This window comes from Cryobacterium sp. PAMC25264, assembly GCF_019443325.1.
Classification (GTDB): domain Bacteria; phylum Actinomycetota; class Actinomycetes; order Actinomycetales; family Microbacteriaceae; genus Cryobacterium.
Map to the genome: position 1 here is coordinate 592,675 of NZ_CP080383.1, position 17,369 is coordinate 610,043.

Annotated in this window: 17 protein-coding genes and 1 pseudogene; 13 read left to right on the plus strand and 5 right to left on the minus strand. The window is 70.3% G+C overall.

What is annotated here, in order from left to right:
• Positions 1-11 precede the first annotated feature (11 nt).
• Genes KY500_RS02710 through KY500_RS02735 form a run of 6 tightly spaced genes read left to right on the plus strand, consistent with a single transcriptional unit; the run spans position 12 to position 5,994 of the window.
• Positions 12-968 (plus strand): ABC transporter permease, encoded by a 957-nt coding sequence (locus tag KY500_RS02710; RefSeq protein ID WP_255579749.1) that lies wholly within the window; start codon positions 12-14, stop codon positions 966-968.
• Positions 965-1,837, plus strand: a complete 873-nt coding sequence (locus KY500_RS02715) for an ABC transporter permease (protein WP_219902238.1) — start codon at positions 965-967, stop codon at positions 1,835-1,837. The genes KY500_RS02710 and KY500_RS02715 overlap by 4 nt, the downstream gene beginning before the upstream one ends.
• The gene (locus KY500_RS02720; RefSeq protein WP_219902239.1) at positions 1,834-3,552 is read left to right on the plus strand and encodes an ABC transporter ATP-binding protein; all 1,719 of its coding nucleotides are present in this window, start codon (positions 1,834-1,836) and stop codon (positions 3,550-3,552) included. The genes KY500_RS02715 and KY500_RS02720 overlap by 4 nt, the downstream gene beginning before the upstream one ends.
• Positions 3,549-4,973 (plus strand): NtaA/DmoA family FMN-dependent monooxygenase, encoded by a 1,425-nt coding sequence (locus KY500_RS02725; protein WP_219902240.1) that lies wholly within the window; start codon positions 3,549-3,551, stop codon positions 4,971-4,973. The genes KY500_RS02720 and KY500_RS02725 overlap by 4 nt, the downstream gene beginning before the upstream one ends.
• A 1-nt stretch (position 4,974) precedes the next feature.
• Entirely contained in the window at positions 4,975-5,493 is a 519-nt protein-coding gene (locus KY500_RS02730) for a winged helix-turn-helix domain-containing protein (protein ID WP_219902241.1), read from the plus strand.
• 18 nt (positions 5,494-5,511) lie between these two features.
• On the plus strand, positions 5,512-5,994 hold the full coding sequence (locus KY500_RS02735; RefSeq protein ID WP_219902242.1) for a DUF1801 domain-containing protein: 483 nt from the start codon (positions 5,512-5,514) through the stop codon (positions 5,992-5,994).
• Positions 5,995-6,176: 182 nt separating this feature from the next.
• Here KY500_RS02735 and KY500_RS02740 read toward each other — a convergent pair whose 3' ends face one another.
• From KY500_RS02740 to KY500_RS02755, 4 genes and pseudogenes are all read right to left on the minus strand, one after another.
• Positions 6,177-6,806, minus strand: coding sequence for an MBL fold metallo-hydrolase (locus tag KY500_RS02740; RefSeq protein ID WP_219902243.1), 630 nt, complete (start codon positions 6,804-6,806; stop codon positions 6,177-6,179).
• Positions 6,806-7,899, minus strand: a pseudogene (locus KY500_RS02745) (S-(hydroxymethyl)mycothiol dehydrogenase). The gene KY500_RS02740 and the pseudogene KY500_RS02745 overlap by 1 nt, the downstream one beginning before the upstream one ends.
• A 107-nt stretch (positions 7,900-8,006) precedes the next feature.
• Positions 8,007-9,026, minus strand: a complete 1,020-nt coding sequence (locus KY500_RS02750; RefSeq protein WP_219902244.1) for a PHP domain-containing protein — start codon at positions 9,024-9,026, stop codon at positions 8,007-8,009.
• Between the two features lie 50 nt (positions 9,027-9,076).
• Entirely contained in the window at positions 9,077-9,397 is a 321-nt protein-coding gene (locus tag KY500_RS02755) for a hypothetical protein (protein WP_255579751.1), read from the minus strand.
• A 165-nt stretch (positions 9,398-9,562) separates the two neighbouring features.
• Between KY500_RS02755 and KY500_RS02760 the strand changes: the two genes are divergently transcribed.
• From KY500_RS02760 to KY500_RS02780, 5 genes are all read left to right on the plus strand, one after another.
• The gene (locus KY500_RS02760) at positions 9,563-10,156 is read left to right on the plus strand and encodes an HhH-GPD-type base excision DNA repair protein (protein WP_219902245.1); all 594 of its coding nucleotides are present in this window, start codon (positions 9,563-9,565) and stop codon (positions 10,154-10,156) included.
• A 154-nt stretch (positions 10,157-10,310) separates the two neighbouring features.
• On the plus strand, positions 10,311-11,039 hold the full coding sequence (locus tag KY500_RS02765; protein ID WP_219902246.1) for a DUF2461 domain-containing protein: 729 nt from the start codon (positions 10,311-10,313) through the stop codon (positions 11,037-11,039).
• 134 nt (positions 11,040-11,173) lie between these two features.
• Positions 11,174-11,482, plus strand: a complete 309-nt coding sequence (locus KY500_RS02770) for a hypothetical protein (protein ID WP_219902247.1) — start codon at positions 11,174-11,176, stop codon at positions 11,480-11,482.
• Between the two features lie 54 nt (positions 11,483-11,536).
• Positions 11,537-12,613, plus strand: a complete 1,077-nt coding sequence (locus KY500_RS02775; RefSeq protein ID WP_219902248.1) for a hypothetical protein — start codon at positions 11,537-11,539, stop codon at positions 12,611-12,613.
• A 110-nt stretch (positions 12,614-12,723) separates the two neighbouring features.
• A complete protein-coding gene (locus KY500_RS02780; RefSeq protein WP_219902249.1) occupies positions 12,724-13,149 on the plus strand; it encodes a DUF1761 domain-containing protein in 426 nt (141 codons plus the stop codon).
• Positions 13,150-13,375: 226 nt separating this feature from the next.
• Here the strand turns inward: KY500_RS02780 and KY500_RS02785 are convergent, their stop codons facing one another.
• Complete coding sequence (locus tag KY500_RS02785; protein ID WP_219902250.1) at positions 13,376-13,651, minus strand: hypothetical protein; 276 nt, start codon at positions 13,649-13,651, stop codon at positions 13,376-13,378.
• A gap of 361 nt (positions 13,652-14,012) precedes the next feature.
• On the opposite strand from KY500_RS02785, the gene KY500_RS02790 reads away from it, so the two are divergent.
• Together KY500_RS02790 and KY500_RS02795 are read left to right on the plus strand one after the other, a co-directional pair.
• A complete protein-coding gene (locus KY500_RS02790) occupies positions 14,013-14,813 on the plus strand; it encodes an ABC transporter ATP-binding protein (RefSeq protein ID WP_219902251.1) in 801 nt (266 codons plus the stop codon).
• Positions 14,810-17,332, plus strand: coding sequence for an ABC transporter permease (locus KY500_RS02795; protein WP_219902252.1), 2,523 nt, complete (start codon positions 14,810-14,812; stop codon positions 17,330-17,332). The genes KY500_RS02790 and KY500_RS02795 overlap by 4 nt, the downstream gene beginning before the upstream one ends.
• The last annotated feature ends 37 nt before the right edge of the window (positions 17,333-17,369 follow it).

The following is a 17,369-nucleotide window of genomic DNA, read 5'->3' on the forward strand; positions in this document are numbered from 1 at the left end:
CCCTGCGGCGGGTGCCCACGCTCACCCGGCCCCGGCTGCGCCGGATCGTCGAGAAGATCGGCGGCGCCGTGGTGGTGCTCTTCGGGGCGGCCACGGCCGCGTTCGCCGCCCAGGCCGCCCTGCCGGGAGACCGGGCCACGGTGATCCTCAACATCCGCGCCGGCCAGGCCATCGAACGCACCCCGGCGGAACTGGCGCAGATCAACCAGCAGTACGGCCTGCAGAACCCCCTGGTCGTGCAGTACCTCGACTACATCCGCGGGCTCCTCGTCGGTGACCTCGGCATCTCGTATCAGCAGTTCAAGCCGGTCAGCGAGGTGATCCTGCAGCAGATCGGCCCGACCGTGGCGCTCACGCTCACCGCGATCGCGCTGTCCTGGCTGATCATGATCGCCTGGGTCACCCTCACGGCCGGCCGCACCGGGCGGCTGGCCGGGGCGGGGGCCGTGGTCGACACCACCGCGGCCGGGCTGCCGCACTACTGGCTGGGCATCATCCTGCTGCTCGTCTTCTCGCTCGGTCTGGGTTGGTTCCCCGTGATCAGCGGACCCTCGGCTATCGGGATCGTGCTGCCGGCCCTCACCCTGGCGATCCCGCTGGCCGGGTTCATGGGCCAGGCCACCCGCACGGAGTTCGAGCGGTCGCTTGAGCAGCCGTTCGTGATCTCGGCACGGATGCGCGGCATGGGCGACACCGGGGTGCGGCTGCGCCACGTACTACGGCACTCAGTGCTCCCGGCGATCACCCTGTCGGGCTGGGCGCTGGGCGCCACGATCTCCGGCGCCGTGGTCGTGGAGACCGTGTTCTCCCGTCCCGGCATCGGCAAGGTGCTCGTCGGCGCCGTCAACTCCCAGGACCTGCCCGTTGTCACCGGCATCGTCATCCTCATCGCGGCACTGTACGTCGTGGCCAACCTGCTGGTCGACGTGGCGTACACCCTCGTCGACCCCAGATTGAAGAGCGCATGAGCGCCATCGAACGCCAGACCCCGCCCACCGCAGTCGTTCAGACCCCGCGGGCCCGGAGACGCGCCGCCCCGCCGGCGGGCCTGGTCGTCGCCAGCGGCGCCCTGCTGCTCTTCGCCACCGCAATGGTCGCGCCGGGTCTGCTGGCCACCCACGACCCCTATGCGCTCAACTTGGCGGACGCGCTGCACGCGCCGTCGCCGGAGTACTGGTTCGGCACCGACGAGGCCGGCCGCGACCTCTTCAGCCGCGTGGTCTACGGCACCCGGGAATCGCTGGTGATCGGGCTCGGGGCCACCGCAGTGAGCCTCACCCTCGCGCTGGTCCTCGGAGCGCTGGCAGCGCTCGGCAGCCGGTTCACCGCCGGAACCGTGAACCGGGTGATCGAGGTGCTCCTGGCCTTCCCGACCCTGCTGTTCGCGCTGCTGCTGGTGGCCATCACGGGCCCGTCGGCGCTGTCGCAGGTGTTCGCGGTGGGAGTGGGCAGCGCCCCCGGCTACGCCCGCATCATCCGAGGCCAGATCCTCTCGGCCAAGACCAGCGGGTACGTCGAAGCGGCCGTGGCCCTCGGCCACAGCGACGGCCGCATCCTGCGGCAGCACATCGTGCCCAACGCCGTCCGGCCGCTCGTGGCGATCATCGCCCTGTCGGTCGGCCAGTCGATCGTCTGGGCATCCAGCCTGTCGTTCCTCGGGCTCGGCGTCGCCCCGCCCTCGCCGGAATGGGGCGCGCTGCTCGACGCCGGCCGGGTCTACATCACCCAGGCCTGGTGGCTCACCGTCATTCCCGGCCTTGTGATCGTCGCCCTGGCCCTCGCGGCCACCACCCTCGGCAAGCACATTCAGAACACCTTGGAGAAAGGCGAGAAATGACCTCCACGATCGACAGCGCGCAGGCCCCGGCCGCGCGCACCCCAACGCCAAGGGCGGATGCCCCGCCGCCGAAACGCGGGCGTCTCAGCGTCGCCAACCTCTCCGTCGGTTTCCGGCGGAACGGCATCCTGCACCAGGTGGTGCACGACGTGAGCTTCAGCCTCGAACCGGGGCAGTGCGTGGCCATCGTGGGCGAGTCCGGCTCAGGCAAGAGCGTCACCGCGCGCAGCATCGTGGGGCTGACCGGCAAGAACTCGGTCGTCGACGCCCAGTCGATCCTGCTCGACGGCGACGACCTGCGTGCCACGACCAACCGGCAGTGGCGGCAGATCCGCGGCCGGCGCATCGGCTTCATCCTGCAGGACGCCCTCGTCTCGCTCGACCCGCTGCGCCCGGTGGGCAAGGAGATCGCCGAGGCCCTCGCGCTGCACCGCTGGGGCACCCGGCGGCAGCGGGCCGCGAAGGTCGTCGACCTGCTGCGCGCGGTGGGGGTTCCCTCGCCGGAGAACCGGGCCCGGCAACGCCCGGACGAACTCTCCGGGGGCCTGCGGCAGCGGGCGCTGATCGCCTCCGCCCTGGCTCTTGACCCGGAGATCATCATCGCCGACGAGCCCACCACGGCCCTCGACGTGACGGTGCAGGCGCAGGTGCTCGCGCTGCTGGCCGAGACCAAGGAACGTGGGGTATCGGTGATCCTGATCAGCCACGACCTCTCGGTGGTGGCGCACCTGGCCGACCACATCCTGGTGATGAAGGGCGGCCGGGTCGTGGAGAGCGGCAGCGCCGACCAGGTGCTCAACGATCCGCGGCACGAGTACACCCGCAGCCTCATCAACGCGGTGCCCAGCGAGGCGACCCGTGGCAAGCGCCTGGGCCCGCAGACGCACGCACCTGTGGCTGTCACCGCGCTCGCTCCCGAGCCCGGCGGCTCCAGCGGGCCGGTGCTGCAGGCGGTGGACCTGGTCAAGCGATTCACCACTCCGGACGGCACGGTCACCACGGCCGTCGACCACGTCTCGTTCAGCCTGGAGCGGGGCAGCACCCTCGGCATCGTGGGGGAGTCCGGCTCGGGCAAGAGCACCACCGCCCGGCTCGCGCTGGCGCTGTCGTCGCTGGACTCCGGCACCGTCACCCTGCTCGGCCAGGACTGGTCGAGCCTGCCCGAGCCCCGCCGCCGGGCGCTGCGCCGGGAGATCTCGGTGGTCTACCAGGACCCGCTGAGCTCGTTCGACCCGCGCTGGAACGCGGAGCGGATCCTCCTCGACAGCCTCACCGACGCCGCCGGCCTCTCGCCGGCCGAGAAAAAGGCCCGGGTCGTCGAGCTCGCCCGCCAGGTGGGCCTGCCGCAGGAGATCCTGCAGCGCTTTCCACTGAACCTCTCCGGCGGCCAACGCCAGCGCATCGCCATCGCCAGGGCGCTCGCCCCGAATCCGTCGGTGATCGTGCTCGACGAGGCCGTGTCGGCGCTCGACGTGTCGATCCAGGCGCAGATCCTCGACCTGCTGGTGGACCTGCAGAAACAACGCGGGCTGAGCTACCTCTTCATCTCGCACGACCTCGGCGTCATCAACCACCTCAGCGACCAGGTGCTCGTCATGAAAGACGGCGTCGTCGTCGAACGCGGCAACCCGGACGACATCTTCAACCGGCCCTCGCATCTGTACACCCGTGAACTCATCAGCTCGCTGCCCGATCACCCCAGGAGGACCCCATGAGCCAGAACCCCGCCCACCCACCCAAACGGCTCATCCTCAACCTCTTCGAGATGAACTGCGTCAGCCACATCACCCACGGACTGTGGCAGCTGCCCGGCAACAACCGGCAGCGGTTCAACGACATCGACTACTGGATCGAGCTGGCGCAGCTGCTGGAGGCCGGCGGCTTCGACGCAGTGTTCCTCGCCGACGTCATCGGCGCCTACGACGTGTTCCGGGACGGCCCGGAGACGGCGCTGCGGGAGGGACTGCAGATCCCGAGCAACGACCCGCTGCTGGTGATACCCGCGATGGCGGCGGTCACCAAGCACCTCGGCTTCGGGGTCACCTTCTCCACCAGCTACGAGCCGCCGTTCGCGTTCGCCCGCCGGATGAGCACCCTCGACCACCTCACCAAGGGGCGGGTGGGGTGGAACATCGTCACCTCCTATCTGCCCAACGCCGCGCGCAACTTCGGCCACGCCGACCAGATCGCGCACGACCACCGCTATGAGATCGCCGACGAGTACCTCGACGTGCTCTACAAGCTCTGGGAAGGATCCTGGGACGACGACGCCGTGGTGGCGGATGCCGAGAACCTCGTCTACACCGACCCGGCGAAGGTGCGCTACATCAACCATGTCGGCGAGCACTTCTCGGTGGCCGGGCCGCACCTCTCCGAGCCGTCGTTGCAGCGCACCCCGGTGCTTTTCCAGGCCACGGCGTCGAAGGCCGGCACCGCCTTCGCCGGGAAGCACGCCGAGGTGGTCTTCACGGGCGGGCCCACACCCGCCGGAGTGCTGGCGGGCATCCAGTCGATGCGGGATTCGGCCGTCGAGCAGGGCCGCGCGGCCGGCGACATCAAGTTCATCGTGCAGGCCGGTGTGGTGGTGGGGCGCACCGAGGAGGAGGCGGCCGAGAAGCTGCGGGTCTACCGGGAGCTGGCCAGCGTGGAGGGACGGCTCGCTCATGCGTCGCTGCCCTTCGACCCCACGGCCCACCCGCGCGACATCACAGTGCGTGAGGCCCTGGTCCGCGAGGGCAAGTCGGATGCCCCCGGAGCGGCCTACCTGCCCCAGGAGCAGACGGTGGGGGAGTTCCTCGACGTGATAGCGACCTCCTGGGACGAGCAGTTCTTCGTGGTGGGCACGCCCACCGTCGTGGCCGATGCCATCGAGAGCTGGCTGGACGACATCGGCATCGACGGCATCAACCTGCGTCAGTACCACTCCTTCGGAACTGCGCAGGACTTCATCGAACTGGTGGTCCCGGAGCTCCGCCGCCGTGGCCGGCTGCGGGAGGCATATGTCGACGGGGAGTCCCTGCGGGAACGCATCTTCGGTAGCTCGGCCCGGCTGCAGCCCCCGCACGTGGCGACCCGCTACCGCAACGGGCAGAACCTCGACGCGTCCGCCCTGCTCGAGACCACATCTCGGGTGTGACATGGACTGGGCAGGGGGCTCGGCAGGCGCAGATCACGACGGGGACGAGGTGCGCGGCTTCGGTTTCTTCGTGCGCCTCGACGGCGACGCCGCGCCCCGGGAGGCGCTCGCCGCAGCGCTGACCGACGTCGTGGCACGGCTGGCTCCGGATGCCCAGGTGCACGTCGAACAGGAACCGGGAACCGGCCCCGGCGCCGCTTCCGGCGGCGCGGCTGCTCACAAAGGCGTCCGTATCGACGTGGGCCGCCAACTGCTGCTCGTCGACGGACTACCCGTGCAACTCAGCTACCGTGAGTTCAGGTTCCTCTGTTACCTGGTGCTGCGCCCGGGCGTCACGGTGGGCCGGGCCGAACTGATCGATGCCCAGCGCACCTGGTCGCGGGTCACCAGCCCGCGCACCATCGACGTGCACATCCAACGCCTGCGCGTGAAGCTCGGCGGCTACGGCGACATCCTGCGCACCGACCGCGGCACGGGCTACCGGTACGACGCGCACGCTGACGTGCGCATCCGCCGCTGAGCGGATTACCGTGGGGGCATGAGCTCACAAGACGACAGGGCCGACACGGCGGCGGATGACGTGGTGCGCGCCCATCTCGACACCGTGACCGGCGCGACCCGGCGGCGGGACGCGGAGACACTGCTGGGGATGTTCGGGCGGATCACCACTGAGCCGTCTCGGCTGTGGCCCGGGTCGATCATCGGGTTCGGCCGGTACCACTACAGGTATGACAGCGGACGCGAGGGCGACGCCGCATCGGCCGGCTTCTCGCCGCGCAAGGCGTCGATGTCGATCTACTTTCCCGACGGGCTGGGCGCCTATGCCGGGGAACTCGCCCGGCTCGGCCCGCACAAGACCGGTGTGGGATGCCTGTACATCACCGACCTCGCGAAGGCGGACCTCGCCGTGCTCGAGGAGATGGTGACGGCGTCGTACCGGGCGGTGACCGCCGGCCTGTACTACGGGCACCGCGCCCGGGAGTCCGAGGGCGGCCGCCCGGAACCGCGCGAGCCGGAGTAGCCGCGCGCCACCCCTCGCCGATCAGTGATTTGCCAGTTGAGGCCCCTTCCGCGTCCGCCAATGGGCGCCAACTGCCATCTCGCGGCGACGTACGGTTGTGAAATGCCAGTTGAGGCCGTTTGGCGGGCCGTCAGAGGGCCCCAACTGGCAAGTCAGTGAGCGGATGTCGGGCTCGTGCGCGATCAGTGCCCGCGGGCGAGCCAATCCGGCAGGTCGGGGGCCTCGGCGCCGATCGTGGTGGACTCGCCGTGCCCGGTGTTGACGACGGTGTCGGCCGGCAGGGTGAGCAGCTTGCCCGTGATCGACTCGATGATGGTGGGGAAGTCGCTGTACGAGCGTCCGGTGGCGCCCGGCCCGCCGTGGAACAGCGTGTCGCCGCTGAACAGGGTGCCGAAGGCGGGCGCGTACAGGCAGACCGAGCCGGGGGAGTGCCCCGGGGTATGGATAACCTGCAGTTCGATCCCGGCGACGGCGATACGCTGCCCCTCCGCCAGCTCCCGCTGCGGTGCCGCATCCGGGTACACGACGTCCCAGAGCATCCGGTCGTCGGGGTGCAGGTAAACCGGCGCATCCGTCGCCGCCGAGACGGGCAGGGCGGCGCCGATGTGGTCGTTATGCGCGTGGGTGCTCAGAATGCCGAGCAGGCGGCGCTCGCCGACGGCCGCGAGAATCGCGACAGGGTCGTGGGCGGCGTCGATGACGACGCACTCGGTGTCGTCGCCGACGATCCAGACGTTGTTCTCCAGCGCCCAGCTGCCGCCGTCCAGGTCGAAAGTACCTTCGGTGACGAGGTGTTCGATGCGCGCACCCATCAGAGCACCACCACCGAACGCAGTACATCGCCCGAGGCCATCTTGGTGAACGCCGCCTCGATCTCGTCGATCCGGATGCGTTCGCTCACGAACTCCGCCAGCGGCAGGCGACCCTGCAGGTAGAGCTCGGTGAGCATCGGGAAGTCCCGCTCGGGCAGGCAGTCGCCGTACCACGAGCTCTTGAGCGAACCGCCACGGCCGAAGACATCCAGCAGCGGGATCTCGAGCATCATCTCGGGGGTCGGCACGCCGACGAGCACCACGGTGCCGGCCAGGTCGCGGGCGTAGAACGCCTGCCGCCAGGTCTCCGGGCGGCCGACCGCGTCGATGACGACGTCGGCCCCGTAGCCGCCGGTGAGCGCCTGAACGGCCGCGACGACGCCGTCTTCGTCGAGCTTCGAGGAGTCGATGGTGTGCGTGGCGCCGAAATCGGTGGCCTGGGCCAGCTTCTTGGGGTCCCGGTCGATGGCGATGATCCGGGAGGCTCCGGCCAGCTTGGAGCCGACCACCGCGGCGTCGCCGACACCGCCGCAGCCGATCACGGCCACCGAGTTGCCGGGCGAGACGTTGCCGGTGTTCATGGCGGCGCCGATGCCGGCCATGATGCCGCAGCCGAGCAGCCCGACCGCGGCCGGGTCGGCATCCGGGTTAACCTTCGTGCACTGGCGTTCGTGCACGAGGGTCTTCTCGGCGAACGCGCCGATGCCCAAAGCCGGGCTGAGCTCGGTGCCGTCGACCAGGGTCATCTTCTGAGTCGCGTTGAAGGTGTTGAAGCAGTACCAGGGCTCGGCGCGGGTGCAGGCACGGCACTCGCCGCAGACGGCCCGCCAGTTGAGCACGACGAAGTCGCCGACGGCCACATGGGTGACGCCCTCACCGATCACGCTGACCCGGCCGGCGGCCTCGTGGCCGAGCAGGAACGGGAAGTCATCGTTGATTCCGCCCTCCTTGTAGTGGAAGTCGGTGTGGCAGACACCGCAGGTCTCGATGTCGACGACGACCTCTCCGGGCCCGGGTCGGGGATGACGATGTCGGTGAGCTCCACTGGAGCCCCCTTCGAGCGGGCGATCGCGCCTGTGACGGTGATGGGCATGGAGCTCCTCGTGAGTTGCCGGGGCAGCCGATGTGGCCGGAATCCAACCTATCGAAGCATCCTGACCGGGTGCAGGGGCCGGTCTGCCCGGGCGTGGCGGCGGAGGCTCACCGGCCCGCGCGCGACCAGTCCAGCAGCCTGTCGAGGGGCCAGGTGGTCACGATGCGGTCGGGTGGCACGCCCGCGGCAGCGGCCCGCTCGGCGCCGTAGGAGAGGAAATCGAGGTGGCCGGGGGCGTGCGCGTCCGTGTCGATGCTGAACAGGCAGCCGGCTTCGATCGCCAGCCTGATCAGGTCGTCGGGTGGGTCCTGTCGTTCCGGCCGGGAGTTGATCTCCACGGCGACGTCGTACTCTGCGCAGGCGGCGAACACCCGTGCGGCGTCGAAGGCAGACGGTGAGCGGGTGCCGCGAGAACCGGAGACCAGGCGCCCGGTGCAGTGGCCGAGCACGTTCGTGTGCGAGTCGCGGATGCCGGCCAGCATCCGTCTGGTCATGGCGATCGAGTCTTCGCGCAGCTTGGAGTGCACACTGGCGACGACCACATCGAGCCGTTCCAGCAGCTCGGGGGTCTGGTCGAGCCGGCCGTCCTCGAGGATGTCGACCTCGATGCCGGCAAGCAGCCGGAAGTCGTCGTCGGCCGCATCGTTTATCGCGGCGACCACGTCGAGCTGTTCCCGCAGCCGGTCGGCGCTGAGCCCCTGCGCCACGGTGAGGGAGGGAGAGTGGTCGGTCAGCGCCAGGTAGTCGCGGCCGAGCATCCGCGCCGTGGCCACCATGAGATAGATGGGAGTTGTGCCGTCGGACCACTCGCTGTGGCTGTGCAGGTCGCCCCGCAACGTTGCGAGCAGATCGTGGCCGCCGGCCGCGAGCGGCTGCCGCCCCTGCTGCCGGAGGTTGTCGAGGTAGTCGGGCAGACCATACAGCGACTGGCCGATCACCTCGGCCGTGCGACCGCCGATGCCTGTCATCGCCCGCAACCTGCCGTCGTGCACCCGGTCGGCCAGCTCGTCGGCGTCCAGGCCCGCAATAAGCGTGGCGGCCCGGCGAAAGGCCTGCACCTTGAAGGTGGGGGCCAGGTCGCGCTCCAGCCAGAAGGCGATCTCGGAGAGGGCATCGACGGCATCCATACCGCCATGATCGGCCCGGACGGGTGAAAAGGGGAGGGGGATGCGGAATGTCAGGCCACGTCGAAGTGCGCCACGGTGAGCTCCCGGTCGATCAGGAACTGGTCGTCGGCCGGGTAGAACACTGCCATCTCGATGTCCTCGCCGGCGAAAGAGACGATGTCGGCGTGGGTGCGCCAGAACGAGATGGTGCGCACCTCGCAGCGGCCGTCCGGCAGGTCGCGGAAGACCGTCGCGGCACCGAGGTTGCCGTGGGTGGACCGGTAGTCGGCCAGCCCGGTGCGCTCGAGGTACGCGGTGTACGCGCCACGGTCCTCCGGCCGGATCCAGCCGGTCCAGCTGCGCATCACGCTGCCCGCAGGCACATCGAACATGATGGTCCTCCTCCCTCGCCGGTCACCCGCTAGCCGGGTCACCGGCGCTCAACTGTTCCCGTTCCGGACTTCTGCGCCCGGTGTGCCGGGTGCAGATGTCCGTTGCGGGCACAGTAGCGCGATGGCGAGCCAGCGGGGGAGGGCCGGCGGTGCGAGAATGGGCCGATGACGCTGCACCTCACCGGCGATACCGCCGCAGACTCCCTGCTCAGCGACGACCCGTTCGCGCTCCTCGTCGGCATGCTGCTCGACCAGCAGATCCCCATGGAGACCGCCTTCGCCGGGCCGGCGAAGATCCGCGACCGGCTGGGCACCCTCGATCCGGCGGTCATCGCGCGGTATGACCCCACCGAGTTCGTCGAGGTTTTCAGGCAGACTCCCGCGGTGCATCGGTTCCCCGGTTCTATGGCAGGCCGGGTGCAGAACCTGGCCGCGGTGGTCGCCGAGGACTGGCACGGCGATGCTGCCGCGATCTGGTCCGCCCCGAATGACGCCGGCACCGCCCCGGACGGCGCCGAGGTACTGCGCCGGCTGAAGGCGCTGCCTGGCTTCGGCGAGCAGAAGGCCAAGATCTTCCTGGCCCTGCTGGGCAAACGGCTCGGGGCCGAGGCCGCGGGCTGGCGGGAGGCCTCCGCCCCCTACGGCGAGGAGGGTTCGCTGCGGTCGGTGGCCGACATCGTCGACCAGGAATCTCTCGCCAAGGTGCGCGAGAGCAAGCGGGCAGCGAAGGCTGCGGCCAAGGAGTCCGCCGCGACGTAGCGGTGCGGCCGGTGCCCGTGGTCGGCGCCCTAGGCCGGGCTGAGCACGGCCGCGTTCGCACCACGATGCTCGGAGGCCACTGAGCCGCCGCAGGGCAGTCGCGGGAGAATGGATACACGCGACGACGAGCGCGGGACAGAAAGAGAGCGTACGGGTGGGCCCCCATTTCAGCGAGCAGACCTTCGACTTCCTCGAGGAACTCGAGCACCGCAACAACCGTGAGTGGTTCGAAGAGCACAAACCCACTTACGAACTCGAACTCAAGGCGCGGATGCTCGAGGTCATCGAGGCGATCAACGCCCGGTTGGAAACCTTCGCGCCCGAGCACCTCAGACGCGCGCCCAAGGCCATGCTGCGGATCTACCGCGATGTGCGGTTTTCCAACGACAAGACGCCGTACAAGACCCACCTCGCGGCCAACTGGCCGCGGCAGGGTCTGGAGAAGACCGGGGGAGCCGGGTTCTTCCTGCAGGTGGGTGTGCACGGGGTGATGGTGGCCGCCGGCGCCTGGTCGCCCGGTTCGCCCCAGCTCCGGGCCATCCGCGAGTATCTCCTCGATCACCACGACGAACTGCGCCAGCTGCTCGCCGCCGACCCGGTGACCCGGTTGGCCGAGCCGCTGGACGGGCGCCCGCTCCTCCGGGCGCCCCAGGGTTTCCCGGCCGAGCACCCCGCGGCCGACCTGCTACGGGTACGCAGCTGGGCGCTGATCTCGCGGCTCCCCGGGGACGCCGCCCTCGGCGACGATTTCGTCGACGCCGTCACCGAGCGGTTCCAGGCGTTGGCCCCGCTGGTCGACTTCCTCAACGTGCCGCTGTCGACGGTCACCCCGCTCGAGCGGGAGGCATCCGCCGGTCGCCGGAACGTCACGGTCGGCCGGTAGGCCGCCGCAGCGACGCCCGCCGTTACCCGACCGTGCCCTGGGGAGCCACGGCCCGGGCCGGGGAATGCACGAGAATGGGACAGAAGAGTGGTCGCGGCCGAACCGGTCCAACGGGCCCTCAAAGGAGCAGCACAGTGACCGATCCTCGAGCCAAGATGGAGGGCAACAACCTCCTCGCACTGGGTGCGCCGCGATCGGACTGGACCAAGGCGCCCGGCCGGGTTCCCGGCTTCTGGGTGGCGTTGCTCGGCCTGGTCGTGTCCCTTGTCTTCCCGCTTCCCGCTCTGCTGGTGGCGGCCGTCGGGCTGCTCTTCACTCTGCAGGCCTACCGCGTCATCCCCGCGGGAGCCCGGGGCCGCCGCCTCACGCTGGCCGCCCTGGCCCTGGCCGGCGCCACCCTCGTGATAGTCGTGCTGCAGATCGTGCTCGCGCTGGTGCTCTAAGCGTTTTCAGATTGGAGCCACAGTCGGCACCAGTGCACTGCTAGCGTTCGCGTCATGAGAACACCTCGTCGACCGGGCAATCCTCTCCTCGCTGTCAGCCTCCTGACCGTCACTGCCCTCCTCCTGTCCGGCTGCGCACCCGCCTCGCCGGCCCCGCCAGTGTCCGAGAGCGCGACGCCACCGGCCACTGTCAATCTCACGCCGGCGGCTCCAGCGGCCCCCGCCCAGCTGCTGGACGGCGACTGCTCGGCACTGGCCACTGACGACGCGGTGAGCGCCCTGCTCGGCACGGTGGTGTCGGCGCAGACGGGGTTCGTGGACGAACCCAGCGCAAACGCCGTGACCACGATCGGCGGAATCCAGTGCCGCTGGGCGGAGCCCGCCGGAGTGACCGGCGTGACCGGAGCCTCCCTCACCACGGTGATGGTCGGGTCCGATGCCGTCGAGACGACCCCTGACGCCGTCGAGTGCTCCGAGGCGTCGTTCGACGCCAGCGGCGCACTCGCCAGCACGTGTTCCTTCAGCGTCAGCTCGGGTTCGGTCTGGCTGAGCGGTGTCGCCGCCATGGCGGCCGGCGCCGACGAGGAGGACGCCCGCGCCGCGGTAGCCGCGGTGGGCGACATCATCCGGGCGCTGCCGGCCCCGCGACCCGTTGGGCCGAGTGCGACCGCACGGGTGTGGACGGCCACCGGATGCGCGGATCTGTCGGCTCGGGCCGGTCTGCCCGACCTCCTCGACAGCCCCGGTCTGCGTGTGGACGACGCGGACTCTTCGGGTGGGCAGCGGGCCGCGGGAAACGGTGCCGCGCTCGCTGCAACGGGGTTCTTCGGGTGCAGCTGGTACCACGACGGGGACACCCCGTCAGGGGAAGTGAGCGGCTTCACCAGCGAGGCCCTGCCTGGCGGAGCCTGGGCGCAGACCCAGGTGCTGGTTGTGCCGGGCGCCACAGTTGTGGACCTGGCCGGGGTGGACCTGGCCGTTCGGGTGCCGATGGACGAGGAGGTGACGGGCGTCGCCGAGGTTCTCAACGTGTTCGATGGCGCGAACTGGCTTCAGGTTTCTGGTGCCGGAGAGCTGTCAGCGCTCGAGCCAGCGGTCGTCGCGCTGGTGGCCGCGCTCAATGCCGGCTGAGAGTACGGCTCGGAGGAATGCGATCGTTCTCTGGCCGGGGACTCGGTCGGGTCGCTAGAGTCGAGTCCCGGTGCCACTCGGTGCCCCGATAGTCCAAAGGGGACGAGACCATGTTTCTTGCCGAACTCAACTGGCTGGCCATCCTGGTCGCCACGCTGGCCGCTTTCGTGGCCGGCGCCGTCTGGTTCGGCCCCAAGACCTTCTTCCCGCTGTGGTGGAAGCTCATGGGCAAGGGGCCCGGAGAGGAACCTGGCACCGGCAACATGGTGGTGCTGTTCGGGTCGACCTTCGTCGCAGCCCTCGTGGAGGCGACGGCCGTCGCCTCCGTCATCTACTTCGTGGCCGCGGCAGACCCCGGCTTCGGCACCCTGCAGGGCGGCCTCACCGGGCTGCTTCTCGGCGTCGGTCTTGCGGCCGCGTCCTCGTTGTCGCACCGGCTCTTCGCCGGGCACGGATTCCGGGTCTGGGCGATCGAGGTGGGCAGCGACGTCGTGAACCTCACCATCATGGGCCTGATCCTCGGCAGCTGGCGGTAGCGCTCGAGCAGCGCTCGAGGCCGGTCAACTGGTCCTGATGCGGGCAATTGGTCCCGGCGCACCGGGTGCAGATGTCCGCACGGGGACCACGTCCCGGGTCGGTGGGGCCGGCGGGTGGTGGGGACCACGCGGCGTTGTACCTGGAAGCCGCCCAGATACAGGAGCACGTCGGATTAGGTCCGCGGCCAGGAGCGGCAACCGGGCCTGCGTGAGCACCGCCAGGCCGTCAGCTACCGCCGAGCAGCGCCGCGCCCAGGGTCAGATAGGCCGCGGCATAGCGCCGCATCCGCCGGGGCTGCCGCCCAGTGCGAGGGTGCGGGCGCGAGCCGGCCCGAGCGCATCCGTCGAGCCGGAACCACCCTTCATGACCGTGCAGCCTGCCGTCCAGTTCGAACCCGCTGGCCGTGATCGAGCCGTTCGCGAACCTGTCGTGCCGGGGAATGGGCAGGCCCGGCGTCGGTTGGGCTGACTCGGGTGTGGGGGTGGGCGACGAAGGTGGCATGCCTGAATGCTGCAGCGAAAAGACTCGCCGCCCCAGCGTCGGCGGCAAGGATTCTCCGATCGCCTGCCTGCGGCATCACGAACGGCTGAACCACTGGGATGCGCGGTCCGGGGGGAGCTCCGGCGCATCCATACGGTCGGGCGGTGTTACTTCCGGGCCGGAACCAAGGCGTAGGGTGTAACGCAAACGGGGGGCATTGTGGACGGGGCAGCGTGATGCCGCCCATCCGGGCCTGTGGGCGCAGTACCGGCCGACAAACCGTTCCCGGCCTGATGGCGTGCCGGTGAACGCGCGGCCGCGCATCCGGTGTCACCGGAAGCACTCGCCCGAGCATCGATTTCACGCGCAGGGGGAACCAGCCATGACCGACTCTCACAGCGGACCCGCGGGAGCGAACGGCCAGGCACCGGGTACGGCGGAGCATGCCGTCGTGGCACAGGACTTGCGCAAGAGCTACGGCCGCGGCGAGTCGGCCGTCGCCGCTCTCGACGGGGTGTCGGTGGTGTTCCCGCGTGGGCAGTTCGCCGCGGTGATGGGGCCGTCGGGGTCGGGCAAGTCCACCCTGATGCAGTGCCTGGCCGGACTGGACTCCGTGACCGGAGGCACGGTCTGGATCGACGGCACACCGATCACCGGGCTGCGGGACCGGGGCCTCACCCGGCTGCGCCGGGACAAGATCGGGTTCGTCTTCCAGGCCTACAACCTCGTTCCCACTCTGACCGCCCGGCAGAACATCGTGCTGCCCCTCGCCTTGGCCCGGCGCCGGGTGGACCGGACCTGGTTCGATGAGGTCGTGCAGACCCTCGGGCTGACCGGTCGGCTGAAGCACCGCCCGCACGAACTCTCCGGCGGCCAGCAGCAACGCGTGGCCGTGGCGCGGGCACTGCTCGGCCGGCCGGCCGTGATCTTCGCTGACGAACCGACGGGCAACCTCGATTCGGTGGCCGGCGCCGAGGTGCTCGCGCTGCTGCGCACCAGCGTTCAACAGTGGGGCCAGACCGTCATCATGGTCACCCACGATGCCGTCGCGGCTTCCTGGTCCGACCGGGTCGTGTTCCTCGCGGACGGCCGCATCTCCGGTGAACTTCACGACCCTACGGTCGACTCGGTGCTCGCCGCGCTGCACGGCGCCCGCCCGGCGCACGACCGGTCGCTGGCGTGATTCGGGTCCTCCTCTCCGGACTGCGGGCCACGCTGGCACGATTGCTCGCCACCGGGCTGGCGGTGGCGCTGTCGGTGGGGTTCGTCGTGGCGACTCTCACCCTGTCGGCCACCTTCACCCGAACCACCGCCGACTCCCTCGCGGCGAGCATGGCCAAGGCCGAGGTCTCGGTCACGCCGGAGGCGACGATGGTGGCCACCTCCGACCCACGGCACTCCACCGATGTGCTCCTCGACCTGCTGCCCGCCGTGCAGGCCGTGCCGGGCGTGGCCGGCGCCGATGTGGACCGGTTGGCCTATGTGGACCTGAGGTTCGGTGAGACCCGGAGCGTGGCGCAGCTCAGCGTGGTGCTCGACGATTCGGTGCGCTGGCAGACCCTGGCCTCGGGGCGCTGGCCGCAGAGCGTCACCGAAGCGACTCTCGACCAGCCCGCTGCTGAGTCGATCGGGCTGAGCGAGGGCGATACCGTCACGGTGGCCGCGGTCGGCTCCGGCGTGAGCGCCAGCACCGTGACGGTCGTCGGCATCACCGCGCCGCAGGTCGCCGGCGTCGACACCGGCGCGCCCACTCTCCTGATGCCGGCCGAGGCCCTCGCCGACCCGGCCCTTTTCGCGCTGTCCACCTCGATCCTTGTGGCCGGCGTGCCCGGCACCGACACCGCCGCGGATGCCGACGCGCTCGCCGCCGCCGTGAGCACGGCCGTCGCCGGGGCATCGGGCGTCGTGGTGCAGACGCGGGCCGAGGCCGTGGGCGATCAGACCGCTCAGCTGTCCGGCAGTGCCACCGTGCTCACCAGCATCCTGTTGGCGTTCGCGACCATCGCCCTGTTCGTCGCCGCCATCGTGATCGCCAACACCTTCCAGGTGCTGGTCAGCCAGCGCACCCGGGAACTGGCGCTGTTGCGCTGTGTGGGCGCCAGCGCGGGGCAGGTGCGGCGGTTGGTGCTGGGGGAAGCGCTGCTGCTGGGAGTGGGCGCGTCGGTGCTCGGGGTGGGTATCGGCCTGGCCGGGGCAACCGTGCTGGCCGAGGTGAGCCGGGACAGTGCTTCCGGCCTGCACCTGGGTCAGCTTGTGATCGACCCGGCGCTGTTGGCCATCGGGTTCGGCGTCGGTGTGCTGCTCACCCTGGTGTCGGCGCTCGGGCCCGCACACCGGGCCACCCGGGTGCGTCCCATCGCCGCGCTGCGGTCGGTGTCCGCCGGTGCCGGTATGCGCCGGGGCCTGATCGGCTTTGCGCTCGCCATCGTGCTGGTTGCGGGCGGTGGCGCCGGGCTCTATCTCGGAGCGACCCGGTCGGGGCTGGCCCTGGCCGTGGTCTCCGGGGTCGTGAGTTTCCTGGGCATCCTGCTGGCGTCCGCGCTGTTCATTCCGTGGATCGTGCGCACGGCCGGCGCCATCATCGGGTGGACCTCGGCGCCCGCCCGGCTCGCCGCGCTCAACGCCACCCGCAATCCGGCCCGCACGGCCTCGACGGCCGCCGCGCTGCTCGTGGGGGTGACCCTGGTGACCATGATGGTCGTGGGGGTGACCTCGGTGCGGGTGTCGATCGGCGAGCGGATCGACCTCAAGCGCCCGGTGGACCTCACCGTTCAGTCTGCCGACCCGGCGGGCCTCAGCCCGGAGCAGGAATCCGGTATCACCGACATGACCGACGTGGCCGGCTCGACGTCGGTGGATTCGGCCCGGGTCACGATCACGGCGGGTTCTGCGGCCCCGGTGATCCTCGGCGCGCGGGGGCTCGACCCGGCCCGAGCACAGCACGTCGCCCGCTCGACAGTGGTCGTGCCGCAGAACGGGCAGCTGCTGCTCAATCCGGCGGATGCGGGCGCGCTGCACGACGGTGACCAGGTGACGGTGAGCGGGGATGCCGGCAGCGCCGACCTGACGGTGGCGCTGGAGGAGACCGCTCCGCGGAAACAGGCAACGCTCACCAAGACCGACCTCCTCGGGCTGGTCGCGACTCCGGTCATCCGGCAGGTGCAGCTGCGCCTCAACGACGAGATCACCAGCAGCCAGGTGCAGCAGTTGAGCACCGACATCCTCTCGGTGAGCGATCAGTTCACCGTGGGCGGTGGGGCACCGGAACGGACGTACTACGAACAGCTTCTCGATGTGATGCTGCTCATTGTGCTGGCCCTGCTCACCATGGCGGTCGTCATCGCCTGTGTAGGCGTCGCCAACACCATGGCCCTGTCGGTGTTCGAACGGCGCCGCGAATCAGCCCTGCTGCGCGCCCTGGGCCTCACCCGCGGCCAGTTGCGGCGGATGCTCGGCATCGAAGCGACGCTGATCACCGTGGTGGCCGCGGCATGCGGTATCGGGCTCGGCGTGCTCTACGCCTGGGCGGGGCTGTCCGCGGTGTCGCTGCAGGCACAGAAGCTCGGGCTGACCGTGCACCTGCCCTGGCCGCAACTCGGGCTGGTGCTGCTCGGCGCGCTCGTGGCGGGGCTGATCGCCACCATCGTGCCGGCCTCCGGCGCGGCTCGGCGGTCACCGGTCGAGGGGCTCATGCACGAGTAACGGCCGCTCACCGGCATCCGCTCGCCCGCCCGGCTCG